This is a genomic window from uncultured Sphingomonas sp., from assembly GCF_936927845.1.
Lineage (GTDB): Bacteria > Pseudomonadota > Alphaproteobacteria > Sphingomonadales > Sphingomonadaceae > Sphingomonas.
The window spans coordinates 177,234-203,260 of sequence record NZ_CAKZHV010000066.1 but is presented as its reverse complement, the minus strand read 5'-3'; the positions used below and the strand labels follow the sequence as shown (position 1 = coordinate 203,260).

General features: G+C 66.9%; 19 protein-coding genes. 6 read left to right on the top strand and 13 right to left on the bottom strand.

All coding sequences use genetic code 11. The features are described 5' to 3' along the window. The first annotated feature begins 2 nt into the window (after positions 1-2). Together Q0579_RS14800 and Q0579_RS14795 are read left to right on the top strand one after the other, a co-directional pair. Complete coding sequence (locus Q0579_RS14800; protein WP_298813703.1) at positions 3-962, top strand: NADPH:quinone oxidoreductase family protein; 960 nt, start codon at positions 3-5, stop codon at positions 960-962. A 64-nt stretch (positions 963-1,026) separates the two neighbouring features. Beyond that, on the top strand, positions 1,027-2,643 hold the full coding sequence (locus Q0579_RS14795; protein WP_298813702.1) for a choline dehydrogenase: 1,617 nt from the start codon (positions 1,027-1,029) through the stop codon (positions 2,641-2,643). Between the two features lie 21 nt (positions 2,644-2,664). Here the strand turns inward: Q0579_RS14795 and Q0579_RS14790 are convergent, their stop codons facing one another. Continuing rightward, the gene (locus tag Q0579_RS14790; RefSeq protein WP_298813700.1) at positions 2,665-5,532 is read right to left on the bottom strand and encodes a PAS domain S-box protein; all 2,868 of its coding nucleotides are present in this window, start codon (positions 5,530-5,532) and stop codon (positions 2,665-2,667) included. Between the two features lie 78 nt (positions 5,533-5,610). Between Q0579_RS14790 and Q0579_RS14785 the strand changes: the two genes are divergently transcribed. Both Q0579_RS14785 and Q0579_RS14780 read left to right on the top strand, forming a co-directional pair. Further along, on the top strand, positions 5,611-7,647 hold the full coding sequence (locus Q0579_RS14785; protein ID WP_298813698.1) for an NAD(+) synthase: 2,037 nt from the start codon (positions 5,611-5,613) through the stop codon (positions 7,645-7,647). Between the two features lie 64 nt (positions 7,648-7,711). Beyond that, on the top strand, positions 7,712-8,725 hold the full coding sequence (locus Q0579_RS14780) for an SDR family oxidoreductase (RefSeq protein ID WP_298813696.1): 1,014 nt from the start codon (positions 7,712-7,714) through the stop codon (positions 8,723-8,725). 4 nt (positions 8,726-8,729) lie between these two features. Here Q0579_RS14780 and Q0579_RS14775 read toward each other — a convergent pair whose 3' ends face one another. The 5 genes from Q0579_RS14775 to Q0579_RS14755 are packed head-to-tail and all read right to left on the bottom strand — an operon-like array spanning position 8,730 to position 14,026. Continuing rightward, complete coding sequence (locus tag Q0579_RS14775; RefSeq protein ID WP_298813760.1) at positions 8,730-9,740, bottom strand: glycosyltransferase family 4 protein; 1,011 nt, start codon at positions 9,738-9,740, stop codon at positions 8,730-8,732. Positions 9,741-9,742: 2 nt separating this feature from the next. After that, positions 9,743-11,353, bottom strand: coding sequence for an alpha-amylase family glycosyl hydrolase (locus Q0579_RS14770; protein WP_298813694.1), 1,611 nt, complete (start codon positions 11,351-11,353; stop codon positions 9,743-9,745). 19 nt (positions 11,354-11,372) lie between these two features. Further along, entirely contained in the window at positions 11,373-12,722 is a 1,350-nt protein-coding gene (locus Q0579_RS14765; RefSeq protein ID WP_298813692.1) for a HAMP domain-containing sensor histidine kinase, read from the bottom strand. 16 nt (positions 12,723-12,738) lie between these two features. Beyond that, on the bottom strand, positions 12,739-13,425 hold the full coding sequence (locus Q0579_RS14760; RefSeq protein ID WP_298813690.1) for a response regulator transcription factor: 687 nt from the start codon (positions 13,423-13,425) through the stop codon (positions 12,739-12,741). A gap of 52 nt (positions 13,426-13,477) precedes the next feature. Next, positions 13,478-14,026: a DUF1003 domain-containing protein gene (locus Q0579_RS14755; protein WP_298813688.1), complete on the bottom strand. Its 549-nt coding sequence runs from the start codon at positions 14,024-14,026 to the stop codon at positions 13,478-13,480. 248 nt (positions 14,027-14,274) lie between these two features. Between Q0579_RS14755 and Q0579_RS14750 the strand changes: the two genes are divergently transcribed. Continuing rightward, the gene (locus tag Q0579_RS14750) at positions 14,275-17,574 is read left to right on the top strand and encodes a glycosyltransferase (RefSeq protein ID WP_298813686.1); all 3,300 of its coding nucleotides are present in this window, start codon (positions 14,275-14,277) and stop codon (positions 17,572-17,574) included. Between the two features lie 175 nt (positions 17,575-17,749). Here the strand turns inward: Q0579_RS14750 and Q0579_RS14745 are convergent, their stop codons facing one another. Genes Q0579_RS14745 through Q0579_RS14735 form a run of 3 tightly spaced genes read right to left on the bottom strand, consistent with a single transcriptional unit; the run spans position 17,750 to position 19,230 of the window. Then, positions 17,750-18,175, bottom strand: a complete 426-nt coding sequence (locus tag Q0579_RS14745; RefSeq protein ID WP_298813684.1) for a DUF1178 family protein — start codon at positions 18,173-18,175, stop codon at positions 17,750-17,752. 19 nt (positions 18,176-18,194) lie between these two features. Beyond that, the gene (gene grxC, locus Q0579_RS14740) at positions 18,195-18,452 is read right to left on the bottom strand and encodes a glutaredoxin 3 (RefSeq protein WP_298813682.1); all 258 of its coding nucleotides are present in this window, start codon (positions 18,450-18,452) and stop codon (positions 18,195-18,197) included. 31 nt (positions 18,453-18,483) lie between these two features. Continuing rightward, positions 18,484-19,230: a ComF family protein gene (locus tag Q0579_RS14735; protein WP_298813681.1), complete on the bottom strand. Its 747-nt coding sequence runs from the start codon at positions 19,228-19,230 to the stop codon at positions 18,484-18,486. 18 nt (positions 19,231-19,248) lie between these two features. Between Q0579_RS14735 and Q0579_RS14730 the strand changes: the two genes are divergently transcribed. After that, positions 19,249-20,130: a class I SAM-dependent methyltransferase gene (locus Q0579_RS14730; protein ID WP_298813758.1), complete on the top strand. Its 882-nt coding sequence runs from the start codon at positions 19,249-19,251 to the stop codon at positions 20,128-20,130. Here Q0579_RS14730 and Q0579_RS14725 read toward each other — a convergent pair. The 4 genes from Q0579_RS14725 to Q0579_RS14710 form a co-directional block, all read right to left on the bottom strand. Next, on the bottom strand, positions 20,127-20,513 hold the full coding sequence (locus Q0579_RS14725) for a response regulator (RefSeq protein ID WP_298813679.1): 387 nt from the start codon (positions 20,511-20,513) through the stop codon (positions 20,127-20,129). The genes Q0579_RS14730 and Q0579_RS14725 overlap by 4 nt on opposite strands. Positions 20,514-20,577: 64 nt before the next feature. Next, positions 20,578-22,971: an ATP-binding protein gene (locus tag Q0579_RS14720; RefSeq protein ID WP_298813677.1), complete on the bottom strand. Its 2,394-nt coding sequence runs from the start codon at positions 22,969-22,971 to the stop codon at positions 20,578-20,580. Further along, a complete protein-coding gene (locus Q0579_RS14715; protein ID WP_298813674.1) occupies positions 22,956-24,239 on the bottom strand; it encodes an EAL domain-containing protein in 1,284 nt (427 codons plus the stop codon). Before Q0579_RS14715 ends, Q0579_RS14720 begins: the two co-directional genes overlap by 16 nt. Positions 24,240-24,520: 281 nt before the next feature. Further along, positions 24,521-25,993, bottom strand: a complete 1,473-nt coding sequence (locus Q0579_RS14710; protein ID WP_298813672.1) for an NAD(P)/FAD-dependent oxidoreductase — start codon at positions 25,991-25,993, stop codon at positions 24,521-24,523. Between the last annotated feature and the right edge of the window lie 34 nt (positions 25,994-26,027).

Sequence of the window (26,027 nt, the reverse complement as noted above, 5' to 3'; positions counted from 1 at the left end):
GCATGAAGGCACTGGTCGTCTCCGCGCTATCGCCCGATCTGTCGGGTATTGCGCTGGCCGAGGTGCCCGCGCCCGAACCGCGTGAGGGTCAGGTGCTGATCCGCGTTCGTGCCGCGGCGCTCAACTACCCCGACCTGCTGATGACGCGTGGCGACTATCAGTTGAAGCCGCCGCTGCCGTTCGTGCCAGGCATGGAGGTCGCGGGCGAGGTCGTGTCGGGCGACGGGTTCGCACCGGGTGAGCCAGTCGTCGCAGGGACGCGGCTGGGCGGCTTCGCCGAACTGGTCGCGGTCGATGCGGGCGCGGTCCGGCGCAAGCCTGCGCAGCTATCATTCGCGCAGGCAGCGAGCGTCGGCACCGCGTACCTGACCGCTTATGTCACATTGGTGCGGCTTGCCCGCGTCGAGCCGGGCGAATGGGTGCTGGTCCACGGCGCAACCGGCGGGGTCGGCTGGGCGACGGTCGATCTCGCGCACGCGCTCGGCGCGCGTGTGATCGCGACCGGGCGTGATCAGGCAAAGCTCGACCTCATCACGCGCGCGCTGCCGATCGAGGCTGCGCTCACGCTGCCGGGCTTCCGCGACCAAGTGAAGGAGATCACCGGCGGCGCTGCGGACGTGATCGTCGATCCGGTCGGCGGCGACGTATTCGACGAATCGGTCCGCTGCATCGCGTTCGGCGGCCGATTGATGGTCGTTGGCTTCACCTCGGGCCGGATCGCGGAGGTGTCGACCAACATGCCGCTCATCAAGGGCTTCTCGGTCATCGGCGTGCGTGCGGGCGAATATGGCCGGCGCTTTCCCGACAAAGGCCGCGAGAATGTCGACGCGGTCTGGCGGCTGGCGGAGGAAGGTCGCCTGACCCCGCGTGTAGGCCGCGAGGTGCCGCTCCAGCACTGGCGCGACGCGTTCGAGGCGATGCGCGACAGCCGGCTGGTCGGCAAGCTGGTGCTGGTGCCATGATCTAGACGAAGCAGGCGCGACCCCGCCGCATGAGCGGGGCACGCCCACCAAGGAGAGGAAGCAGATGCCTGGATATGATTACGTGATCATCGGCGGCGGCTCGGCCGGCTGCACGCTCGCGGCGCGGTTGAGCGAGGACCCGTCGGCAAGCGTCTGTCTGCTCGAGGCGGGCGGCGCCAACAAGGAACTGCTGGTGCGGATGCCCGCGGGCGTCGGCAATCTGATCAAGGACAAGGGCAAGCATAATTGGGGCTTTTGGACCGAGCCCGAGCCGCATCTGAACAACCGCCGCTTGTGGTGGCCGCGCGGGCGCGGGCTCGGCGGATCGTCGGCGATCAACGGCATGATCTACATGCGCGGACATCAGCGCGACTATGACGACTGGCGGCAGATGGGACTGACCGGCTGGGGCTGGGATAACGTGCTGCCCTATTTCCGTCGGCTGGAGGGGCATCACCGCGGGCCGAGCGACGGACTGCACGGCCACGACGGCCCGCTGCACGTCTCGGCCGGGGAAAGTGACAGCCCCTTCCACGACGCGCTGATCGAGGCGGGACGGCAGGCGGGCTATCCGGTCACCGACGACTTCAACGGCGCCGAGCAGGAGGGCTTCGGCCGTTACGACCTGACGATCAGCAACGGTCAGCGCTGGTCCGCCGCCGCCGCCTATCTGCGCCCGGCGATGTCGCGCCCGAATTTGACCGTCATCACCGGCGCTCGCACCACGCGCATCGTGGTCGAGCGCGGGCGCGCGGTGGCGGTCGAATATCTGCGCGGCACCGAGCGCGCGCGCGTCGAGGTGCTGGGTGAGGCCCTGCTCGCCGCGGGCGCCGTGCAGTCGCCGCACATCCTGCAATTGTCGGGCATCGGCGACGCTGCTGCGTTGCGCGAGGTTGGCGTCACCCCGGTCCACGACCTGCCCGGCGTCGGCGCCAATATGCAGGACCACCTCGACGTCATCATGAACTGGACGACCAAGGGGCTGGTCACCGGTTATTCGGCGACGCGCGGGCTCGCGATGCTCAAGACCGGTGTCAATTACATGCTGCGCGGGCAAGGTCTGGGGCGGCAGCAGTTTCTTGAGTCGGGGGCGTTCCTGCGCTCGCGCGAGGGGCTGGAGCGGCCCGACGTGCAGATCCACGGCGTGCTCGCGATCATGCGCGATCACGGCCGCACACAGGTGAAACAGGACGGCTTCTCGCTGCATCTATGCCAGGTTCGCCCGGAGAGCCGCGGACGGATTACGCTCGCCTCGCCCGATCCGACGGCCGACCCGGTCATCTTTGCCAATTACCTCGCCGCGCCCGAGGACCGCCGCGTGATGCGCGAATGCGTCAAGATCGGCCGCGACGTGGCGAGCCAGCACGCGCTCGATCCGTATCGTGCCGAGGAAATCTATCCCGGTGCGAGCGTGCGCAGCGACGAGGAGATCGACGCCTGGGTCCGCGCCACCGCCGAAACGATCTACCACCCCGTTGGCACGTGCAAGATGGGCGCGGACGGCGACGCGATGGCGGTGGTCGGGGGTGACCTGCGCGTGCGCGGGATCGATCGGCTGCGTGTGGTTGACGCCTCGGTGATGCCGACGTTGGTGGGGTCGAACACCAATGCGCCGACGATCATGATCGCGGAAAAGGCCGCGGACATGATCCGGCATCGGAACACGGCGATGGCGGCGTAAGCGCCCTGGCTGCCAGCCGATTCAGTGGGTGGGACGCGGGTGCACGCAGATCGCGTGCAACCGCGATACCAGCTCCTCGCGCGTGAACGGTTTGCGGATCACGCGCTCGTCGGGCACGTCGCGGATTGCGTCCAGGTCGGCGTAACCGGTGACGAACAGGATCGGCAGGCCCGGACGCTGCCGTTGCGCGAGGACGCGAAATTGTGCGCCGTTCATGCGAGGCATCGCGAAATCGGCGACGACCGCATCGACGTGACCAAGCTGTTCCAACGCGTCGAGCGCACCCTGCCCGTCCGCGGCCTCGATCACGCAGCATCCCGCCTCGCGCAGCACCTCGGCGGTGACGCTGCGCACCGCGTCGTCGTCGTCGAGCACCAGAACCGTTCGACCGGCGACGTCGGCCGGCGCGGCGGCGACCTGATCGGCCGTGGCTTCGATCGCCGGGGCGCCGCGCGGCAGAAACACGCTGACCGTCGTTCCACGACCAACGGCGGTGTCGATGCGCACGCCGCCGCCCGACTGCTTGGCAAAGCCGAACACCTGCGCGAGCCCGAGGCCGGAGCCCTTGCCGATCTCCTTGGTGGTGAAGAACGGCTCGAACGCGCGCGCGAGCACCGCCTCGCTCATGCCGGTGCCGGTGTCGGACACCGACACCGCGACGTAATCGCCCGCGGCCGGCTCCTCCGCACGCTCGGGCGCATGACGCGACACGTTGGCGGTCGCGATCGTCAGCGTGCCGCCGTCGGGCAGCGCGTCGCGCGCGTTGATCGCAAGGTTCAGGATGATGAGCTCGATCTGCGTCGGATCGACGAGCGCGGGCCAGAGCCCGTCGGCGAGCGTCATCTCGACGGTGACCGAGCGGCCCAGCGTGCTCTGCATTAGCGCGCCCATGCCCGATACGGTGGTGTTCAGATCGACGGTCCTGGTTTCCAGATGCTGACGACGTGAAAAGGCGAGCAACTGCGCGGTCAGCGTCGCGCCGCGCTGTGCCGCGGTGCGGACGTGATCGAGCCGGGTGAGCGTGCGATGATCGAGCCCGGCGCGTTGCGCGGTTCGTGCGATCACGTCGACGTTGCCCAGCACCACGGTGAGCAGGTTGTTGAAGTCGTGCGCGACGCCGGAGGTCAACTGCCCGATCGCCTCCAGCCGCTGCATCTGGTGCAGCGTTTCCTCGACCCGCTCGCGCTCACCGACCTGCTCGCGCAACTGCGCCGTGCGCTCGGCGATCCGTGCTTCCAGCGCTGCGCCAGCGAGATGCGCGTCGGTCACGTCGATCGCGCAACCGACATGCCCCAGGAAGGTGTCGCCGATCAGATGCGGCCGGACCTCGACATGGATCCAGCGGCGCTCACCGGTCGCAGTATGCACCGGGAAGTCGCGACCGAGCGACTTGCGCTGCTCGAGGAAGGCGGGTCGCGCTTCGTCGAGCAGGTGCACGTCCGCCTCGCTCAGGATCGCCGACCAGCCTTCATCGAGCATCCGCTCGGGTGAAACCCCCAGCATGGTCTCGAACCCGCGATTGGCGAACAGCATCCGACCATGCTCGTCCGACATCCAGACGAGGGCGGGCAGGCTGTCGGACAGCGCCCGGAACCGCCGCTCGCTTTCGCGCAGCTTCTCGCCCTCGATCTTGCGCCGCGTCACGTCGATCAAGCTGCCGAGCGCGCGTGTGCATCGCCCGGCGCGGTCGAAGAAGGCGCGCCCCTTGGAGGTCAGCCAGCGGACCTCGCCGGTGCCCGGGCGCATGATGCGGTATTCGACATCATAAGCGGCGCGACGATTCGGGTCCGTGGTCGCCTCCAGCGCGGCGCGCACCATCGCAACGTCATCCGGATGCACGCAGGCGTAGAAATCCTCGATCGTCACCGGTTCGTCGAGCGGCATGCCGAAGATCGTCTTGGCCCGCACCGAGCAATTAAGCAGCCGATTGAGCACATCGGCATCCCATGTGCCGATCTCCGCCGCCTCGGTCGCGAGTTCGAGCGATTCGCGGCTCGCCAGCAGCGCCTCTTCGGCGCGGTGACGCTCGGTGACATCGATTCCTTCGATGAATACACCGGTGACGGCGCCGTCGGCATCCTTGATCGGTTGATAGACGAAATCGAGCAGCCGCTCCTGACCCGCTTGCCCATCGCTGCCTGCCAGCCGCAAGGTACGGTTCTGCCCGAAGAACGGCGTTCCCGTCGTCACCACCGTGTCGAGCAAGTCGAGGAAGCCCTGCTCGGCCACTTCGGGCAGCGCCCCTGTCAGTGTCTGGCCGACCACGTCGCGTCCGCCGATCAACCGCCGGAACGAGGCGTTGGCAAGGTCGAAACGATGCCCCGGTTCGGCTAGCACCGCCATGAAGCTGGGCGCGGCATCGAACATCTCGGCCAGCCGAGCGCGATCCTCGGCCACCGCGCGAGCGGCGCGAACACGCTGGGTCGTTTCCGACACGATACACAGCACACCGCCGGCGCTACCATCGTGTTGCAAGATCGCCGAATAAGAGATGTCGAAGAAGACTTCCTCACCGTAGCCATGCCGCTCGATGTAGAAGGGGCGGTCCTTGGCGGCGTAGGTCTCGCCGGTCGTCCGGACATGATCGAGCAGCGGCTTCAGATCGTCCCAGAGTTCGCTCCACGCCTCCCGCGCGGGGCGGCCGAGCGCGGCGGGGTGCTTGTTGCCGATCGTCGGCGCATAGGCGTCGTTGTAGAAGGCGACATATTCCTCGCCCCAAAACAGCACGATTTCCGCGGCGGCCGGAAGCAACAGCGCGATCGCGTTGACCAGTTCCACCGGCCAGCCATCGATCGGACCGAGCGGCGAACCGCGCCAATCGTGTGCCGCGATCCGCTCGCCCATTTCGGAGCCGGCGAAGAGGGCTGTGAGGGAGCGAACCTCGTTCATCGTACCGACAGGATTTAACGGAGGTCACGACGTGCGCAAGTTGCCATTTGCCGCGCCGACCGCCTAACACGCTGTGATATGAGCGAACGTTTCCGGTCGATCCACCATCATCGCATGCTGCGCGTCGCCGCGGCGACCCCGCGCGCGAGCGTCGGCGATGCGAACGCCAACGCGCAGGCGACGATCGCGCTGGCACGGCAGGCCCACGCCGACGCGGTCGACCTCGTCGTCTTTCCCGAGCTCAACATTACCTCCTATGCGATCGACGACCTTCATCTGCAATCCGCGATGCAGGCAGCGACGCTGGCCGCAATCGAGGCGGTCCGCGCTGCCAGCGCCGACCTGCGCCCCGTCCTGCTGGTCGGTGCCGCGCTCGAGCGGAACGGACGCCTCTACAATTGCGCGGTCGCGATCGCGCGCGGGCGCGTGCTGGGCGTAGTGCCCAAGATATTCCTGCCCAATTACCGCGAATATTACGAAAAACGCTGGTTCGCGAGCGGCATGGGGCTGACGGGGCTCGACATCCAAATGGGTGGCGAACGCGTGCCGTTCGGCACCGACCTGATCTTCGCCGCGGACGACCTGGCGCATTTCGTCTTCCATGCCGAGATCTGCGAGGATTACTGGGCCCCCACCCCGCCTTCGACCAACGGCGCGCTCGCAGGGGCGCTGGTGTGCTGCAATCTGTCGGCCTCGAACGTCGTGATCGGCAAGTCGCGCGAGCGGATGATGCTCTCCGCGTCGCAATCGGCGCGCGCGGTCTGCGCCTATGTCTATTCCGCCGCTGGGCCGGGCGAGAGCACGACCGACCTCGCCTGGGACGGCCAAGGCAGCGTTCACGAATTGGGCGAGCTGCTCGCCTCGTCGAGCCGCTTTGCCTACGAACCCGAATTGCTCGTCGCCGACGTGGATTGCGAGCGGTTGATCCAGGAGCGGTTGCGTAACGGAACCTTCAACGACGCGGCGCGCGTGCTGGATCATCCCGAGTTCGACGTGCGCCGCATCGGCTTCGCGCACCAGCCCGGCTATGCCGACGTCGGCCTGCGGCGCGAGATCAGGCGTTTCCCTTTCGTCCCCAACACGCCCGACAAGCTCGACGAGGATTGTTTTGAGGCGTTCAACATCCAGGTCGAGGGCATCGCGAAGCGGTTGCAGGCGGTCGGTGCCGAGCGCCTGGTGATCGGCGTGTCGGGCGGGCTCGATTCAACCCACGCGTTGATCGTCGCGGCGAAGGCGCTCGACCGGCTCGGGCGCCCGCGTTCCGACATCCTCGGCATCACCATGCCCGGCTTCGCGACCAGCGAAGGGACGAAGGGCAATGCCTGGGCGCTGATGCGCGCGCTGGGATGCGAGGCGGAGGAGATCGACATCCGTCCAGCCGCGACGCGGATGCTCGCCGACATGGGACACCCGTTCGGGCGCGGCGAGCCGGTGTACGACGTGACGTTCGAGAACGTGCAGGCGGGCCTTCGCACCGACTATCTGTTCCGCATCGCCAATCAGCGCGGTGGGCTGGTAGTCGGCACCGGCGACCTGTCCGAACTCGCGCTCGGCTGGTGCACCTATGGCGTCGGCGACCAGATGAGCCATTACGCGGTCAACGCGGGCGTGCCCAAGACGCTGATCCAGTTTCTGATCCGCTGGGCGATCGACACCGATCAATATGACGCCGAGACCGACCGCGTGCTGGCGGCAATCCTAGGCACCGAGATTTCGCCCGAACTGGTCCCGGGGGAGCAGTTGCAGAGCACCGAGTCGAAGATCGGCCCTTACGCGCTCAACGACTTCTTCGCGCATTACGTGATCCGCCACGGTCTGGCACCGTCAAAGATCGCGTTCCTTGCCTGGCATGCGTGGCAGGACGCGCAAGCCGGCCGCTGGCCTAGCGGTTACCCGGAGGAAGCGAAGACGGCCTACGACCTCGACACCGTGATGCTGTGGCTCGAGCGGTTCCTGTTTCGCTTCTTCCAGATCAGCCAGTTCAAGCGATCGGCGATCCCCAATGGTCCCAAGGTATCGGCAGGCGGTGCGCTGTCGCCGCGGGGTGACTGGCGCGCGCCGTCCGACGGCACCGCCAAGGTCTGGCTGGACGAGTTGGCTGCGAACGGGCCCTGAGCCGAACAACCGTTGAACCTCCGCCCGCCCTGCCCGTTGCGGCTAGAACAGGTGGAGAATGGCGATGGACGACACGGGAACGACGCGGCGTACGGTATTGGGCGGTGCGGCCGCGGCAGCCGGCATGGTGCTGGGAAGCGGGGCGGCTGACGCGCAGGGCGGCACCGGAGCGGTGCCAGCGCAGGGGACACCGGCGGCGGGATTGCAGGACCCGCGCACCAAATACACGAACAAGCCGTTCGCCGAGCAGCGCCAGCCGTGGCCGGCATTGCAGAGCAAGATGACGCCGCGGCCCGATTGCGGCGAGACATCTTATCGTGGTTCGGGAAAGCTCACCGGACGCAAGGCGCTGGTCACTGGCGGCGACAGCGGGATCGGCCGCGCCGCCGCGATCGCCTTCGCGCGCGAAGGTGCGGATGTCGCGATCAACTATTATCCGACCGAGGAGCCCGACGCGCAGGAGGTCGCACAACTGATCCGCGCCGCGGGGCGCAAGGCGGTGCTGCTGCCCGCCGACATCCGCAGCCGTGACAATTGCGAGAAGATCGTGGCGGGCGCGGTTCGGCAACTGGGCGGGCTCGATATCCTGGTCAACAACGCGGCGTACCAGCAGAGCAAGGAAAGCATCTTCGACATCAGCGACGAACAGATGGTCCGCACGTTCGAGACCAATTACTTCGCCATGTTTCGCATCAGCAAGGCGGCGATCCCGTCGATGCCGCCGGGTTCGGTCATCATCAACACCGGATCGGTCAACAGCTACGATCCCGAGCCCGAGCTGCTCGACTATGCCTCCACCAAAGGCGCGATCCTGATCTTCACCAAGGGGCTGGCGAAGCAGCTCGCCAAGCGCGGCATCCGCGTCAACATGGTCGCGCCGGGGCCGTTCTGGACGCCGCTACAGGTCGCGGGCGGGCAGTTGCCGGGCAAGATGGGCGAGTTCGGGCAGACGCAACCGCTCGGCCGCGCGGGGCAGCCGGCCGAACTCGCCGCGCACTACGTCCTGCTCGCGTCGGGCGAGTCGAGCTACACCACCGGCGGCGCGGTCGGCGGCAACGGCGGCAAGGGTAATCCGTAAGCCCTTAATGGCCGAGGATGCGGCGATAGAGCGCCATGTATTCCTCGGCCATCCGGTGCACGCTGAACCGTTCCACGACGGTTTGGCGGCAGGCGGCGCGATCGATCTCATCCACGCGGTCGATCGCCGCCGCTGCCTCGTCGAGACTGTCGACAAGAAATCCGTTGACGCCGTGCTCGATCAGCTCAGGCATCGACCCGCGCCGCATCGCGATCACCGGCGTGCCGCATGCCATCGCCTCGATCACCGACAAGCCGAACGGCTCATCGAAGTTGATTAGGTGAAGCAGCGCGCGCGCCTGCCCCAGCGCGCGCACCCGTGCCTCGCCGCCGACCGCGCCGTGGTAACGGATCGTGCTGCCGTCGAGGTGCGGCGCGACCGCGCGGTCGAAATAACCCTGGTCCTGCACGATGCCGTAGAGGTCGAGCGCGCGCCCATTCGCTTTCGCCGCCGCAATCGCTTCCGCCGCGCCCTTGTCGGGGTGCATGCGCCCGAAGAACAGCAGATCATCGCTTCCCGCCGCATCGAACGTGAAATCGTTGACGGAGATGCCGTGATGGATGGTCGCGGCGTAGCGCAACCTTGCATGGCGATCGGCGTCGCTGATCGCGACGTAATGGATGCGGTCCTGATACGGCTCGTACATCGGCAGGATGCGGTCGCTGCCGAAGCCGTGGATCGTCGTGACGACCGGCGTGTCCACCAGCGGCGCAAACGCGTGCGCGGGAAAATCGGCCTGATTGTGGATGATGTCGAACTCACCCGCACGCGCGAACACGTGCGAGAGGTGACGGTATTCCCACACCTTGGCGTCGACGCTCGGGTCTTCGTTGTAGGATGCGGGCACGACACCGTCGAGCTTGGCCGACGTCACGCTGTCGAGCGTAGCGAACAGCGTCACGTCGACGCCCAGTTCCACCAGCGCCTCGGTCAGCAACGAGGTGACTAGTTCCCACGGCCCGTAATGACGCGGTGGAGTGCGCCACGCGATCGGGGCCAGCATCGCGACGCGAATGGTCACGCGCGGGTCAGCCGCAGGATCAGTCCCTCATCGGGCGCGAGCGTGCCATCGGGCGTGCGTGGCGGAAGCGTCGAATGCATGACCGCGGCGATGATCGTTCCCGCAGGCAGGATCAAGCGCCTTGGCGAGGTCGACAGGTTGAGCGCGACCAACAGACGCTCCTCGCCGTGCGTCCGCTCAAACGCGAGCACGTCCGTGTCCGCCTGGGCAGGTGCATAGCCCCCGAGCGACAGCGCCGGCGTCGCGCGCCTGAACGCCAGCAGATCGCGGTAGAGCGACAGCATCGAACCCGCGTCACGCGCCTGCGCGGCCACATTGCGCGTCCGCCAATCGTCGTGCAGCGGCAGCCACGGCTCGACACTGCTGAAGCCGGCGTTCGCGCGATCGTCCCACGCCATCGGCGTACGCGACCGGTCCCGCCCGATGTTGAGTGTCGGCTGGCGGAAATGCTGCGGGTCGCGGATACGGTTTGGCGGGATCGTTACCGACCCGATGCCGATCTCGTCACCCTGGTAGAGCGTCGGCGTGCCGCGCAGGGTGAGCAGCAGCATTGCGGCGACACGCGCCTGCGCCTCGCCGACGCGCGCGGCGATCCGCGGCGCGTCGTGACTGCCGATCACCCAATTGGGCCAGCCGTGCGGCGGCACGGAGCGCTCATAATCATCGATCACACGCGCGAGCACGTCTGCCTGCCACGGTGTCTCGATCAGCGCGAAATTGAACGGTAGGTGCACCTCGGGCCGCTCGGGCGTGCCGTACCAGCGCGCCAGTCGGTCGTTGGGTAGGAAGATCTCGCCCACCAGCACGCGCGCGCCGTAATCGTCCGCCAGCGCGCGGAACTCAGCCGCGATGTCGTGCGCCTCGGGCTGGTCGGTCGAGTGCAGCTGGATCAGTCTGTCGCGCTCGGTGATGCCGGCGTGCCATGCGGGGTTGGGTGGGTTGTCGGGCAACCCGTCCGCCTTCACGATGTGCCAGAGTACGTCGATGCGGAACCCATCGACACCGCGGTCGAACCAGAAACGCAGCACCTCGAGCATCGCCGCCCGCAGGTCGGGGTTGCGCCAGTTGAGGTCGGGCTGCTCCTTCAGGAACGCGTGAAGGTAATATTGGCCGGTGTGGTCGTCATATTCCCACGACGATCCGCCGAAATCGCTGATCCAGTTGTTGGGTGGACCGCCGCCGGGGGCAGGATCGCGCCAGATGTACCAGTCGCGCTTTTGATCATTCCGCGACGATCGGCTCGCCTGGAACCACGCATGCTGGTCGGACGAGTGATTGGGCACGAAGTCGAGCAGCAGCTTGAGCCCGCGCGCGTGAACGTCTGCGATCAACCGGTCGAACGCGGCCAAATCGCCGAACAACGGCGACACGTTGCAGTAATCGGCGACGTCATAGCCGAAGTCCGCCATCGGCGAGGGAAAGATCGGCGACAGCCAGATCGCGTCGACGCCGAGCGACGCGACGTGATCGAGATGCGCTTCCATCCCTGCCAGGTCGCCGACACCATCTCCGTTCGCGTCAGCGAAGGAGCGCAGGTAGATCTGGTAGATCGTGCCGCGCTGCCACCACGGGGCATCGTCGGCAGCGTGGTGATGGGCGATCGTCATGGCCGCGCACCTAGCACGCTCATGCGGCGGTCGGCAGCTCGATCTCGACGCGCAGACCCGGCGCTGCGTCACCGAGCCGGATCGTGCCGCCGTGCAGCCGCGCCACTGCGGCGACCAGCGACAGGCCCAACCCCGAGCCGCCCGCGCTGCGCGCCTCGTCGAGCCGACCGAAGCGGCGCAGCGCCTCCGCCTGGCGCTCGGCCGGGATGCCCATGCCTTCGTCGGCGACGCTGACCATCACCGCGCGTGGTGCCGCGGCAAGCGATAGCGTGATCGTGCCCGCGCCGTATTTCAGCGCATTGTCGACGAGATTGCCGAGCGCTTGCCCGAACAGTTCGTGATGCACCGGCACGATCGCCGTGGCCGGTGCGTCGACGATGATCGCGCGGTCGTGATCCTCCGCGAGCGGGCCGTAGATTTCGGCGATCTGCGCGAGCTCGTCGGCGAGATCGGTGGGCGTAAAGGCGTCGCGGCCGATTCCCGCCTCGGCGCGCGTGATCCTGAGCGCGGTTTCCACCATCGCGAGCAAGCGCTCGCCCTCGGCTACCGCGCGATCGACCGCCTCCTGCGCGGCGGGTTCACGCACCTCGACCGCGGCGCGTTCCAGCGCCGAGCGCAGGCGGGTGAGCGGCGATTTCAGGTCGTGCGCCAGCGCGTCGGTCGCGAGCGTCAATTCGCCCAGAAGCGCCTCGACCCGGTCGAGCGTCGCGTTGACCTCGCCGGCCAGCTCGTCGAATGCGTCACCCGAGCGATGCTGCTCGACGCGGCGGAGGAAGTCGCCGTCGCGCACCGCGCGGAGGGTCACGACGGTGCGCCCGATGCGGCCCGCGATCATGCGCGCGGTCAGCGCCGCCGCCAGCACCGCGAACAGCGCCGCCAGCGCGAGCGCGACCGATGTCGCTGCCTCGAGCTGGTGCAGCAACCGCCGGTCTTCCTCGACGATCACGCCGGTCAGCAACCGCTCGCCGCCTGCCAATCGCGAGACGCGGACGCGCATGGCCTCGGGCTGGGCGTGTCCGCGGCGGGTCTGCCGAACCTCGACCGCGCGCGTCTCACCGTTCAGCCCGGCGGGCCAGCCGTCGAGATTCCCCGCCAGCGTCCGCCCGCGACGGTCGACCAGCAACATGACGGTGTTGGGCGTGATCCGCCGGCTGGAGCGCAGCGCCACCGTCTCGATCAGCGTCCGCTGGCCGCCGCGGGCGTAGCTGGCGACCAGATCGTCGCGTAGCACGTCGACGGTCGCGGCAGCGTCGGCCGCGCTCTGCTGCCGCACGATCGCACCGACGCCCAGCAGCAGCACGGTCGCCGCCGCCAGTTGCAGCACGAATACCAGAGCAGCGATGCGCAGCGTGGTCGAGCGTGCGTTCACGCCGCCCCGCGCCCGATCACGGGTTGACGCCCAGCCGGTACCCCGCCCCGCGCACCGTATGGAGCAGCGGGCGCGCGAACCCCTCGTCCACCTTCTTGCGCAATCGGCTCAGGTGCACGTCGATCACGTTGCTGCCTGGGTCGAAATGATAATCCCACACGCCTTCGAGCAACATGGTGCGCGTCACCACCTGATCGACGTGGCGTAGCAGGAACTCGAGCAGCCGGAACTCGCGGGGTTGCAGGTCGATAGCGCGACCGCCGCGACGCACACGCCGGCCGAGCAGATCCATCTCCAGATCGTCGCAGCGCAGCAGCGTCTCGGGCGCGTTGGTGGGCGCGCCGCGCCGGATCAGCAGGCGGATGCGCGCCAGCAGCTCCGCGAACGTAAACGGCTTGGTCAAATAATCATCGGCGCCGCCGGTCAGCCCCTTGATCCGGTCCTCGGGCGCGCCGAGCGCGGACAATACGATCACCGGCGTCTCGACACCCGCCCCGCGCATGCCGGCGAGCACCGCCATCCCGTCCATGCCCGGCAGCATGCGGTCGAGCACGATGCAGTGATAGCTGCCGTCCGTCGCATGGAACAACCCGTCGCGGCCGTTGGTCGCGCGGTCAACGACGAAGCCTTCCTCGCCCAGCCCCTTGGCGATGAAATCGGCGGTGGAGGCGTCATCCTCGACCAGCAGGATCTTGTTCGCCACGCGCATGCTCCCTTTCAGCTCGTTTCACGACGCCGATAAACGGCGCCCGCTGTCAAGCGCGGCGCGAGGCGGGCGATGGCACGGGAAGGCCGCGCAACTGCTCCAGCACCTCATCGAGCCGCGCCGCGACCGCGAGATCGATCTTGTCGTGTAGCCGCAGCATCTCGAGCTCAGTGCGCAGATTGACCTCATAATCCAGTCGTGCGGCGAGCCGGTCCTTCGCCGCCTGCCGGTTCTGGCTCATCATGATGATCGGAGCCTGCACCGCGGCGAGCGTTGACAGCATCAGGTTGAGGAAGATGTACGGATACGGATCAAACGCGTGACCCCAATGGGTCAGCACGTCGCTGTTGATCAGCATCCAGCCGAGCAGGATCGCGGTAAACGCGACAATGAAGCTCCACGATCCGCCGACCGCCGCCACCTTGTCCGACAGGCGATCGCCGAAGGTCGCGACATCGTCGGCCACGTCGGCGGCGTCGCGCGAGACCGGGCGCTTCTCCTGCATGGTCGCGAGCACGCGCTGCTCTTCCGCGTCGAGCGCGGCGGGAGTCTTGCCGATCAAGCGGCCGACGATCACGTGCAGCGGGTTGGTGGCCATGGCGGGTGTCCTTTGTCGCCTCGCCTCCCTGCCCGCCGGCGCCTGTTCACGCGCTGAGCGTCGCATGAACAAACGTCCATGAACACGCGCGGCAACGCGGCAACATGACACGAAGTTAAGCTGCGCCTCAGCGGCGCGCCATTGCTCAAGGCGTAGCCCGGCAGCATCGGGTGTGAAGCCCGTACCGGGAGCCGTTCATCATGTTCACCACCATCACGCCGCCGACCCGACCGGGAGCATACTGAGCCATGCGTGCGCCCGTTTTCTTCGATCCGACCGGGCGGCGCAGCCGCTGGTCGAAGCGGCTGCTGGGGTTGATCCTGTTGTCGGTGATCCTCGCCGCGATTGCTTTCGCCTCGACGCTGGTGCGCGTACCGCATGAGCGTGACCTCGCATTGCCGATGCCGCAGCCGCACGCGTCGCAATTGCGCGGCAGCCCGCCACGTCATGGCCTGGCTGCCTGGCTGCCCCGGCGTGCCGGCAAGGCTTCGAACACTGCGCTCAGCATCGGCTTCTACTCGCCCGGCGACGATGCAAGCATCGCGTCGCTGCGTCGCCACGTCGGCTCGCTCGACTGGGTCGTGCCCTCGCTGATCACGGTGTCGGGACCGCAGCACCGCGTGTCGGTCAACGACGACGTCCGCTTCAACCGCATGATCGCAGCGATGCCGCATCCGCCCAAGGTGCTGCCAATGGTGCAGAATTTCGGCAACGCCGATTGGGATGGTGCAGGCGCCGCCGCGCTGCTGCACAACACCGCCGCACGGCGCAGCTTTGCCCTCAAACTCGGGCAGATGGTCGCCCAGCGTCATTATGGCGGCGTCGTGCTCGACCTGGAAACGCTGCCCGAAAGCGCGATGCCCGATTATCTGCGCTTCCTGCGCAACGTGCGCGTGGCACTGCCGAAGGGATCGCAGCTCGCGATCACCGCCCCGGCGGAGGACGAGGCGTGGCCGCTCGCGCAACTCGCGCGCGCCTCCGACAAGCTGATCTTCATGGCCTATGACCAGCATTGGGAGGGCGGCACTGCGGGACCGATCGCGGCGCAGGACTGGTTCGTCGCGCAGGTGCAGGACGCGCTGAAGCGGGTGGGACGCGAGAAGCTGGTCGTCGCCCTCGGCAGCTATGGCTACGACTGGCACGGCGACGACACCGACGCGCTGACGATGGAGGAAGCATGGCTGGCGGCGCACGATAGCGACGCCTCGATCAGCTTCGATCCCGCCAGCGGCAATGCGGGGTTCGCCTATGACGATAACGGCACGCATCACGCGATCTGGATGCTCGATGCCGCGACGAACTGGAACCAGATGCAGGTGCTCAAACGCCTGGGGATCGGCGACGTCGCGCTGTGGCGGCTCGGCAGCGAGGACCCTGGCTTCTGGTCCGACCTGGGCGCGTTCCGCACCGGCGGCAAGCCCGATCTGTCGACGCTCAACCAGTTGCTCAACACCGATGTCGAGGGCAGCGGCGAGATCCTGCGGATCACCGCAACGCCGCAGACCGGCCATCGCACGATCGCGACCGACGCCGCCGGCATCATCCGGCAGGAACGCTACGATGCGCTGCCGACGCCCTATGTCGTGCGGCGCGCGGGCGCGGCCGATCCCAAGAAGCTCGCGCTCACCTTCGACGACGGACCCGACGGTACCTGGACCCCGCGCATCCTGAACGTGCTGGAACAGGCGCACGTGCCGGGCACCTTTTTCGTAATCGGCGAGAATGCGCTCGAGCATCCCGGACTGCTTAACCGCATCATCGCCGACGGCGGCGAGATCGGCAATCACACCTACACCCATCCCAATCTCGCCGCCGCCAGCGCGCGCGAGACCGACCTGCAGATGAACGCGACGCAGCGCATGGTGCAGGCCTATACCGGGCGCTCGATGCGCCTGTTCCGCGCGCCTTATTTCGGCGACGCCGAGCCGACCACCACCGACGAACTCGGCCCGGCACTCGCCGCGCAGCAGGCAGGCTATACGGTGGTCGGGCTCCACGTCGATCCGAACGACTGGCAGCGCCCCGGCGTCGATTCGATCGTCAGCCAAGTGCTCGATCAGGTCCACGCCGCGACGCCGGAGAATTCCGGCAACGTCATCCTGCTTCACGACGGTGGCGGCGACCGCTCGCAGACGGTGGCGGCGCTGCCGCGCATCATCGCGACCTTGCAGGCAGAGGGCTACCGCTTCGTCACCGCCTCCGAGCTCGTCGGCGTATCGCCGGCGCAGGCGATGCCGAAGGTGTCGGGGCACGACCTGCTCGCGGTTCGCACCGATGTCGCAGTATTCATCGCGCTCGCCGCGCTGTCGGCGCTGCTCGGCTGGCTGTTCTTTGTCGCGATCAGCTTAGGGATTGCGCGCGGCGTGATGATGGCGGCGCTGGCCTGGCTCCAGAGCCGCAAGAAGCGGCCCGAACCGCCGGTGTTCACCCCCAGCGTGTCGGTGATCATCCCGGCGTTCAACGAGGAACGCGTAATCGCCGCTTCGGTCGCGCGCGTGCTCGCCAGCGACTATCCCGCGTTGCAGGTGATCGTCGTCGACGACGGATCGAAGGACCGTACTAGCGCGATCGTCGCGGAGACGTACGGCGATGACGCACGCGTCACGCTCTTGACGCTCAGAAACGGCGGCAAGGCAGCCGCGCTCAATCGCGCGCTCAAGGACGCGACCGGTGAAATCGTGATTGCGCTCGACGCCGACACGCAGTTCGAGGCGCAGACGATCCGGCGGCTCGCGCGCTGGTTCGCCGACCCCCGGCTTGGCGCGGTCGCCGGCGACGCGCGCGTCGGCAATCGCATCAATCTCGTCACGCGCTGGCAGGCGGTGGAATATATCACCTCTCAGAACCTGGAGCGTCGCGCGCTTGCCGGGTTCGACGCGATCACCGTTGTACCGGGCGCGGTCGGCGCGTGGCGGCGCGCCGCACTCGACGCGGTCGGCGGCTACCCGGAGGACACGCTCGCCGAGGATCAGGATTTGACGATCGCGATCCAGCGCGCTGGCTGGCGCGTCACCTTTGACCCGCGTGCGATCGCCTGGACCGAGGCGCCCGAGAGCTTCCGCGCGCTCGCCAAGCAGCGCTATCGCTGGGCGTTCGGTACGCTGCAATGCCTGTGGAAGCACCGCGGCATCCTCAAGCGGCGGCGCCCGCGCGGGCTGGCGTTCGTGGGCATGCCGCAGGCGTGGCTGTTCCAGATCCTGTTTGCCGCGATTTCGCCGCTGATCGATCTCGCGCTCGTGCTCTCGATCGTCGGCACGGCACTCCGCGTCGCGCAGCACGGCTGGGCGCAGACCAGCGGCGATGTCAGCACCATGGGGCTCTACTGGCTCGCGTTCACCGCGATCGACGTGCTGTGCGGCTGGGTTGCCTACGTGCTCGACGGACACCAGGCGCGCTACCCCGCGCACCTGCTCGTCGCGCAGCGGCTGATCTATCGCCAGATCATGTACTGGGTCGTGCTGCGCGCGATCGCCTCGGCGATCGGGGGCTGGGTCGTCGGCTGGAACAAGCTGGAGCGCAGCGGGCGCGTGATCGCGGCAACGGCATGAGCGATGTTCGGCGGGATCGTCGCGCGGGTTTCAAGCCGGTGCGACCATCCCGCTACGCGGCATATCGAGGCCCAACGCTTTGTGGCTCCAGCCTTTCGCGGATCAACCGGGCTTATTGATCGCGCGCTTGCAACCCCGCTTGCCACTGCCGCTCCAGACCAACTGGAAGCCCGGCTCAGTTGAGCATGTCAGGAGGAACGATCGGCACCAGCAGGGGCGCGATCGGTACGCCGTCGTCGGCCAGTGCGAGCGCCTCTTCGCGTGTCGCCTGACCGTGGATCAGCGTGTCTGGCTTCTCGCCGTTATGGATGGCGCGCGCTTCATCGGCGAAGTCGCTGCCGACCCAGCGCGACTGTTTGAGCGCCGCCGCTTGCGCCGTCGCGATCGCGCGCATCATCCCGGCGATGTCGGGCTTCGCGGCGGCGGTGCTGTTGCCCTTGGCGGCAACGCGCGGTGCCATGACCGCCTTTTCCACCTCCGTCGCGCCGCACACGGGACACGTCACCAGCCTGCGCGCGCGCTGATCCTCGAATGCGCTGCTCGACGCGAACCACGCTTCGAACACGTGATCGCCCGAACAGCGCAGATCAAAGACAATCACGAGGGTGCGCCTGCCGGCCTCAGGCGGAGAGCATAGGATCAAGCTTGCCCGCGCGCTCCAGCGCAATCAGGTCGTCACAGCCGCCGACGTGGTGACCGTCGATGAAGATCTGCGGCACGGTGGTACGCCCGTTGGCGCGGCCGAGCATCTCTTCGCGCTTGGTGCGATCCATCGTGATGTCGGTTTCCTGCACGTCGACGCCCTTGTCGCCGAGCAGCCGCAGCGCCCGCGCGCAATACGGGCAGAACGCTTTGGTGTAAATTTCGACCTGTGCCATCGCTCCGAATTGTGGTCGTCCACGCCGCTTGTCAATCCACTGCCTCGAACGCGTCGCGCTCGCGCTCGTTGTCCAGCACACGCGCCCAGGCGAGGATCGTCACACTTGCGACTCCGGCGCGCAACAACACGCCGGTGCACGCGTCGGTGGTCGCGCCGCTCGTATACACGTCGTCGACCAGCGCGACGTGATGTCCGGCGAGCGCATCGCCACTGATGCGAAAGGCGGCACGAACCGCCTCAGCGCGCGCGCGGCGCGAATGGCCGCGCAGCGGCGCGGTGGCGCGGTGGCGGACGAGCGAGGTACGATCGCTTGGTACCCCACTCAGGCGGGACAGATGATCGGCGATCAGCGCTGCCTGATTGTACCCCCGCTGCCATAGCCGCGACCGGTGCAGCGGGACTGGCACCAGCACGGTCGTGGCGGGCGGCAGGTGCCGCACCATCAGCCGGGCGGCGGTTTCGGCGTAAGCGGTGCGCCGCGCGTATTTGAGTCGAAGCGCGACCGTGCGCGCGACCGGCCCATAGGCGACCGCCGCGCGAACCCCATCGTGCATGGGCGCATCGGCCAGGCAGCGCGCGCATCGCATCCCCTCACCGCGGTCGTGCTCGAACGGCACGTTGCAGCCTGCACACCACGGCGGTCCGATGAACCGCAGGCTCGACCAGCACGGCGCGCAGAACCGATGCGCCGCGCCGACGATCTCGCCGCATCCCGCGCAGCGCGGCGGGAGCGCGAGGTCGCGCAGCAACGCCAGCACCTTGCCCGACACGTGCATCGCGGTTCCTCCAACCCCTTGTCGCAGGGCCAGGCAGTCGCCACAAGCGGCCGGGTGACGGCACCACCCGAAATCTTCGACCGCGCCACGCGGCGACGCCAGCGCGACCGTGCGGCGGCATCGTTCGGCGAACACGATTTCGTCCGCGCGGTCATGCTCGACGGCATCGAGGAGCGGCTCTCCGCGGTGTTGCGCGGGTTCGACGACGTGCTCGACCTCGGCTGCTTCGACGCGCGCTTGAAAGCGCCAGCGGGCGCCCGCGTCGCGCGCTTCGACCCAGGCTACGCCTTCGCGCGAGCGGCACGCGGCGTGCAGGGCGACGAGGATCGGCTGCCCTTCGCCGATGCGTGCTTCGATCTCGTGGTCGCCGCCGGAACGCTCGATACCATCAGCGACCTGCCGGGCGCGATGACGCTGATCCGCCGCGTGCTGCGCCCCGGCGGCTTGTTCCTCGGCGCGTTCCTCGGCGCAGGATCGCTTTCGACGTTGCGCGCGGTTTTGCGCGAGGCGGAAGCGGAACGACCGGCAATGCGCATCCACCCGCAGGTGGAGGTCCGCTCGGCGGGCGACCTGCTGCTGCGCACAGGATTTCGCCTGCCCGTAGCCGACGCCGAGTCGCTGACCGTCCGCTACGCGACGCTTGGCCGGCTATTGGACGATCTGCGCGGAATGGCAGCGAGCAACGTCCTGCAGGATCGTACCCCGCTCACCCGCAAAACCATTGCCCGCGCCGCCACTGCCTTTGCCGCGCGCGCCGATCTGGGAGGCCGCACGCCCGAGCGGTTCGAGATCGTATTCCTGACCGGCTGGGCGCCCGCGCCGGATCAGGACGCCGGGCGCCGCGCACCAACGGCGGCGAATGGCTCCGCGCTGCCGCGTCCGCCCGAACGCTTCAACTAAATCAGGTCGTCGTCATCGCCGGCCGCGAGCAGCCGACCCATCGCCTCGAACAGCGAGTCCATCGCGACCGGTTTGAAGATTACGTCATCCGCACCCGCCGCCAGGCAGCGCTCGCGCAGGTCCACCGCCCGGTCGGCGGTGACGACGATGATCGGCAGCTTCGCCTTGGCGTCGTCGCGCGCGCGGATGTGTCCGATCGCGGTCAGCCCGTCCATGCCCGGCATCCGCAGGTCGACGAGGATCATGTCGAAGTCCTCGGCCTCGATCCGCTCGAGCCCGATCTCCGCGCTCTCGGCCTCTTCCATCTGCGCGCCCGCGACATCGAGCATGTCGCGCACGACTCGGCGGTTCATGCGATCGTCTTCGATAAAGAGGACGTTCATGCCCGTTCCCGTCTCCGCGAAGGTGCCGTGCCGCTCGTGTTGCCTATCACTAGCACACCTTACGCTAAGCCGCGCCGCGCACAAGCACCCGTTCGAGCCGCATGACACGTTCGACTAGTACTTTCTTGCTAACGGGCTTCTCGATCACCGCAGACAGTCCGCATACCGACAGCCGCGCCCGTCGCTCCGGCGTCAGCGCGGGCGTCAGCAGCGCGACGGGAGCGTCCGCCGCCGCGTCGACGAGCGCGGCGATAGCACCCACCTGATCGAGCACCGCGTCGTCGGCGTCGATCAGCACGCGTTGCACGCCGCGCTCGCGCGCCACTGCCGCACCGGTGACGGGATCGGCCGCAATCGCGACTTCATCCTCGCCTTCGAACAAGGTCTTCAACATCGCGCGCGTGATCGGGCTGCGCACCACGAGCAGGATCGGCGGCGCTGCTACCGCGCACACCGGCGCGGCGGCAGCGACCAGTGGCAGGTTGAGCGTGAACACCGCTCCGCTGCCCAGCGCGCTCGCGACCGTCACGTCTCCGCCCATCGCGCGCGACAGGCTGCGGCAGATCGACAGGCCCAGGCCGGTGCCGCCGAACTGCCGCGTCGTGCCGGCGTCAGCCTGTCGGAACGAGTCGAAGATGAGCTCATGCGCATCCGGCGCGATACCGATCCCAGTGTCGGCGACCTCGACGCGGAAGCGGTCGCCAGTGCAGATGACACTGACGCTGACGTGTCCCGCCGGCGTGAATTTCACCGCATTGGACAGCAGGTTGAACACGATCTGCCGCAACCGGACCGCGTCGCCGACGATCCAGCCCGGGCAGGCGTCGATCTGCACCACGAAGGCCAGCCGCTTTGCTTCAGCCTGATCGCGCCACAGCCGGCAGGCTTCGTCGATCACACGGCGCAGATCGAACGGCGCTTCCTCGATCGTCATCTTGCCCGTCTCGATCTTGGCAACGTCCAGGATATCGTCAACCAGCGCGCGCATGGTGACACCGGCGCCGTGCACCACCGACAGGCGGTCATGCGTGGCCGCGTCGAGCGTGCGATCGGCAATCATCACCTCGGTCATGCCGAGAATGCCGTTCAGCGGGGTGCGTATCTCGTGGCTGGTGGCGGCCAGAAACTCGGTCTTGACCGCGAGCGCACGCGCCAGCTTGTCGCGTGCGGCCCGCAGACGGTCGCGGCTGCGCCGAAGCGTCAGCATACCGAAGCCGAGCAATGCGATGATCAGCGCGGTGCCGAGCCCCGCGATGACGAAGATCGTGCGCTGCATGCGCGCCTGCTCGCGTTCATGCCCGACTGTGGCTTGAAGCTCGTCCGCCTTCAGCTTGGCGATGCGCAGCTCCTGATTGGTATAGTCGAAACGCGCGGCCGCGAGTGCGGCGCTGTTCGAGCGCGCGACCTCCGTCGCCTGGTCGTCAAGCCGCTTCAGCGCGGCCAGGTGCTGCAACGCCCGATGCTCGTCGCCGAGCGCGGTGTAGATCGAATAAGCGGTCTGATGATCGTCACGCTCGGTCAAGATCGTCTTGGTGAGATCGACGCCGGCGAACCGCTGGTCGATCAGCGCGCGGGCGCGAGCCAGATCGCCGTGTTGAAGCGCGGACTGCGCGGCCAAGCGCAGAAAGGTCAGCCGTGTCGCTTCGTCTCCTGGCGTCGAGAGACCTCGTCTAATTAGCGTCTCTGCCTCAGCTACTTTCCCTTGAAGAAGGCGAACATTGGCGACATTGCTCAATGCGATGTGCGCAATGCCAGAGCTTCCAAGCCGCTCGGCAAGTTTCAAGGCACTGAAGAAGTCACGCTCCGCAGCACCATAATTGTTAGCTGCAGCGTAGACGTTGCCACGCCCCAGATACATTGCAATCAACAATCCTGGGTCGGCGGCATATGCTTCGATTGCTTGGCCGAAATATCGTAACGCCGACGATCGATCGCGCGCGCTGTCGTACAGAAGCGCGAGCGTGATGAGAGCCTTCGCCTGTCCTCGTCGATCGCGACCGCTAGCAAAAAGGGTATGGGCACGCTGCAGGGTCGGCAAAGCCTCAGCCGTCCGCCCTACTTCGATCAGCGAACCGCTTTTTGAGAGTAGGATGTTCGCATATACGTGCGGGAGAGGGCGGACAGATGCGACTTCTTGCTCGGCTTGTTCGAGCAACGCAATCGCTTCCAAGGGCTTGTTGCTCCGACTCGCGGCTTCGCCCTGCAGCCACAATGAAGAAGCCAAGCCAGTCCGACGCGCATCCACGTTCGCAAATGAGCGAGCGAGATGTTGTGCTCGCGAAGCAGCAACATCTGCTCGCTGCGGTGAAACCAGCATTTCCTCTTTGGCACGCGCAATTGCCTGATCAAACGCAGTAGCTTGCGTGTTCAGATTAACCGGTGCTGCCGCCAACAACAGGGTAGTTGAAGCCGCAAGCGACAGCCGCAATCGAACGCGCTTACTCAGCCGCGCTTCCACGTCGCTGCCAATCGGTTGAAACTGTCGCGTGACACCTCGGGAGCCCGACAATGGCGATCCTCGCGCAGAAACGACACAAAGGCGTCCAAGGCGATCGGCCGACTGATCAGAAAGCCCTGGATCATGTCGCAACCCATTACTGTTAGTAGCGCCAGCGCCGCGTGCGTCTCCACGCCCTCGGCCACCACTTCCATGTCGAGCGCGTGGGCGAGATCGATCGTCGATCGCACGATTAGGGGATCACGGTTCGAGCTGGTCAACTGCGTTACGAACAGCTTGTCAATCTTCAACTCGCGTGCGGGCAATTGCTTGAGGTAGGCAAGGCTCGACAAACCGGCGCCGTAATCGTCGATCGCAACGCGGATGCCGATATCGGCGAAGCGCTGCAGATTGGCGATTGCGCTTTCGGGGTCGCGAATCACCGACGTCTCGGTGACCTCGAAACCGAGCATCGCGTCGCTCTCACCCACCATGCGGCACGCGCTCGTGACGAACAATTCGTCCGACAGGAGCTGCCCGGAGATGTTGACGAACAGGCGCAGGTCGTAACCGGCATCGCGCAGTGTTGCCGCGTCGGCGATCGCCCGCGCAATCGTCCACAACGTCAATCGGTGGATCAGTTGGGCCTGCTCGGCCACCGGGATGAAGTCGCCCGGCAGGATCAGCCCACGTGTCGGGTGCTGCCACCGGATCAGCGCCTCCGCGCTGGTGATCTCCTGCCGGCGCGCGTGCACCTTGGGCTGATAGAACAGCATCAGCTCACCACGATCAATCGCGAGATCAAGTTCTCCCGCTAGCTTCTTCGCATCATGCGGCAGCGTCTCGATCGCCTGGGTCACCGGGCAATCGCAGTCACGCGCCCTCGCGAGCGCGCGCTCGGCTTCCTCGGCCAGCTTAACCTCGTCGGCATGCCACGCTCCGACTGCCCCGCCGATGACGATCTTAACATGGTGCTTCTCGCCGTCGAGGTCGAGTGGTGCCTCGAAAGCCCGGCACGCTGCGGCCATCAACGTGTCTAGTTGCTCGGGGGTGCCACCCTCTACGTCCAGTTCAATCAGATTGCGCCCAACCGTCCGCACGCGCGGATCGAACAGCGTTTGCCGCAGACGTGTCGCCATGTCCTCGACCAGCACGTCGGCGCGCGCGCAACCCAGGTACCGGCGCAGATCGGCGAAGTTGCCTGCTTCGACGAGAACGTGAAAACGGCACGTCGCGCGCGTTTCTGACCCGAGTGGCAGGAGCTGGGAGGTGCCGAGGAACGCGTCCATGCCCTCAAACTAGGCCGCAGACCTGAAGAATCGCTTAAGACCAAAGAAGATGGTTAACGAGGGTTTAACCGCGTTGTGAGAATCATTAAGATCGCGTAACCAGAACGTGCCTTCCGACGGGAGGGCATTTCTGGGAGAAAATCATGCTCGCGTTCATTTTCGCGCTGATTACCGGGCCGATCGTTCGCCCCTGGTAACAACAGCGGGTTCGGACGACCCTTCAGCGCCATGGCGCGGTGATGATCGTCCGAACCACTTTTCGATCAAGGCAGTAACCGCGTTCAGGCGGCTTCCTTACGGCTGACGCTCACCGGATTGCTGAATTCCATTGCGTTCTCGATCGATCCGAATCGGAGCGCCATCACGTCCAACGCGTAATTTTGGTTGAGCCGCCACGGCTTGCGATCACCCTGCCGGGGCAGGTTGTCGATCGCGCGCTGGATGTACCCCGATGAGAAATCCGCGAAGGGTTGCGGCGCGATCGTCGCGTCGCCGATCCGCGGCGTCGCCTGGCGCACGGCCTTGCGCCGCATGGCGTTGAGCAGGCGACAAACGTAGCGCGCGACCAGGTCGGCCTTCAACGTCCACGACGCATTGGTGTAGCCGAAGGTGAACGCGAGGTTCGGCACGTCCGAGAACATCATCCCTTTGTACTGGAACGAATCGGCCAGCCGCACCGATCGGCCGTCGATGCTGAACGTCGCACCTCCCATCAGCGCCAGTTCCAGCCCGGTCGCGGTCACCACCACGTCTGCGGCGATCTCTTTGCCCGACGCGAGCTTGATGCCGGTTTCGGTGAAGGTGTCGATCGTGTCGGTCACGACCGACGCGTCACCGCGCTTGATTGCGTCGAACAGGTCGGCGTCGGGCACCAGGCACAGCCGCTGGTCCCAGGGATTGTAGCGCGGCGTGAAGTGAGTCTGGACGTCATAGTCCGGGCCCAGATGCTCGCGAACCATGCCGAGCAGCCGCTCCTTGGTGCGCTCCGGCCGCATACGCGCGAGATTGTAGAACAGCATGCCGAACAGCACGTTCTTCCACCGCGTCACGCCGTACGCCGCTTTCGCTGGCAGCATGGCACGTAACCGATTGGCGAGCCCATCCTCCGCCGGACGCGAGACGACATAGGTGGGTGAGCGCTGCAGCATCGTCATGTGCGCGGCCTGCTTCGCCATTTCGGGCACGAGCGTCACGGCCGTCGCGCCACTGCCGATCACGACCACCTTTTTGCCTGCATAATCGAGGTCGGCGGGCCAGAATTGCGGGTGGACGATGCGCCCGGCGAAACGCTCGGTCCCCGCAAAGACAGGCGCGTGACCCTTGGCGTAATCGTAATAACCCGAGCACATGTAGAGGAAGTTGCAGCGTAACTGCCGCCGCTCACCCGCCTGCTCGATCTCCAGCGTCCAGGCCGCATCCTCGGTCGACCAGGCGGCGCTCTTCACACGCTGGCCGAAGCGGATGTGGCGATCGATGCCGTATTCCTGCGCCGTTTCCTGAATGTACTCGCGGATCGACGGACCGTCCGCGATCGCCTTGGCCTTGGTCCAGGGGCGAAAATCATAGCCAAGCGTGTGCATGTCTGAATCGGAGCGGATGCCGGGGTAGCGGAACAGGTCCCACGTCCCGCCGATCGCCTCGCGCGCTTCGAGGATCGCGAAACTTCGATCCGGGCAATTCTTTTGCAGGTGGTAGGCGGCCCCCACCCCCGACAGGCCTGCGCCTACGATGATCACGTCAAACTGCTCGGTCATGGCCGGCTCCTCTTCCTCCCGCCGGCTTACACAC

Coding starts and splice junctions, on each gene's coding strand:
- Q0579_RS14715 (WP_298813674.1), bottom strand. CDS start 24,239: ATGGACGCGTTCCTCGGCACCTCCCAGCTCCTGCCACTCGGGTCAGAA.
- Q0579_RS14750 (WP_298813686.1), top strand. CDS start 14,275: ATGCGTGCGCCCGTTTTCTTCGATCCGACCGGGCGGCGCAGCCGCTGG.
- Q0579_RS14795 (WP_298813702.1), top strand. CDS start 1,027: ATGCCTGGATATGATTACGTGATCATCGGCGGCGGCTCGGCCGGCTGC.
- Q0579_RS14735 (WP_298813681.1), bottom strand. CDS start 19,230: ATGCACGTGTCGGGCAAGGTGCTGGCGTTGCTGCGCGACCTCGCGCTC.
- Q0579_RS14755 (WP_298813688.1), bottom strand. CDS start 14,026: ATGGCCACCAACCCGCTGCACGTGATCGTCGGCCGCTTGATCGGCAAG.
- Q0579_RS14800 (WP_298813703.1), top strand. CDS start 3: ATGAAGGCACTGGTCGTCTCCGCGCTATCGCCCGATCTGTCGGGTATT.
- Q0579_RS14725 (WP_298813679.1), bottom strand. CDS start 20,513: ATGAACGTCCTCTTTATCGAAGACGATCGCATGAACCGCCGAGTCGTG.
- grxC (WP_298813682.1), bottom strand. CDS start 18,452: ATGGCACAGGTCGAAATTTACACCAAAGCGTTCTGCCCGTATTGCGCG.
- Q0579_RS14780 (WP_298813696.1), top strand. CDS start 7,712: ATGGACGACACGGGAACGACGCGGCGTACGGTATTGGGCGGTGCGGCC.
- Q0579_RS14785 (WP_298813698.1), top strand. CDS start 5,611: ATGAGCGAACGTTTCCGGTCGATCCACCATCATCGCATGCTGCGCGTC.
- Q0579_RS14710 (WP_298813672.1), bottom strand. CDS start 25,993: ATGACCGAGCAGTTTGACGTGATCATCGTAGGCGCAGGCCTGTCGGGG.
- Q0579_RS14790 (WP_298813700.1), bottom strand. CDS start 5,532: ATGAACGAGGTTCGCTCCCTCACAGCCCTCTTCGCCGGCTCCGAAATG.
- Q0579_RS14770 (WP_298813694.1), bottom strand. CDS start 11,353: ATGACGATCGCCCATCACCACGCTGCCGACGATGCCCCGTGGTGGCAG.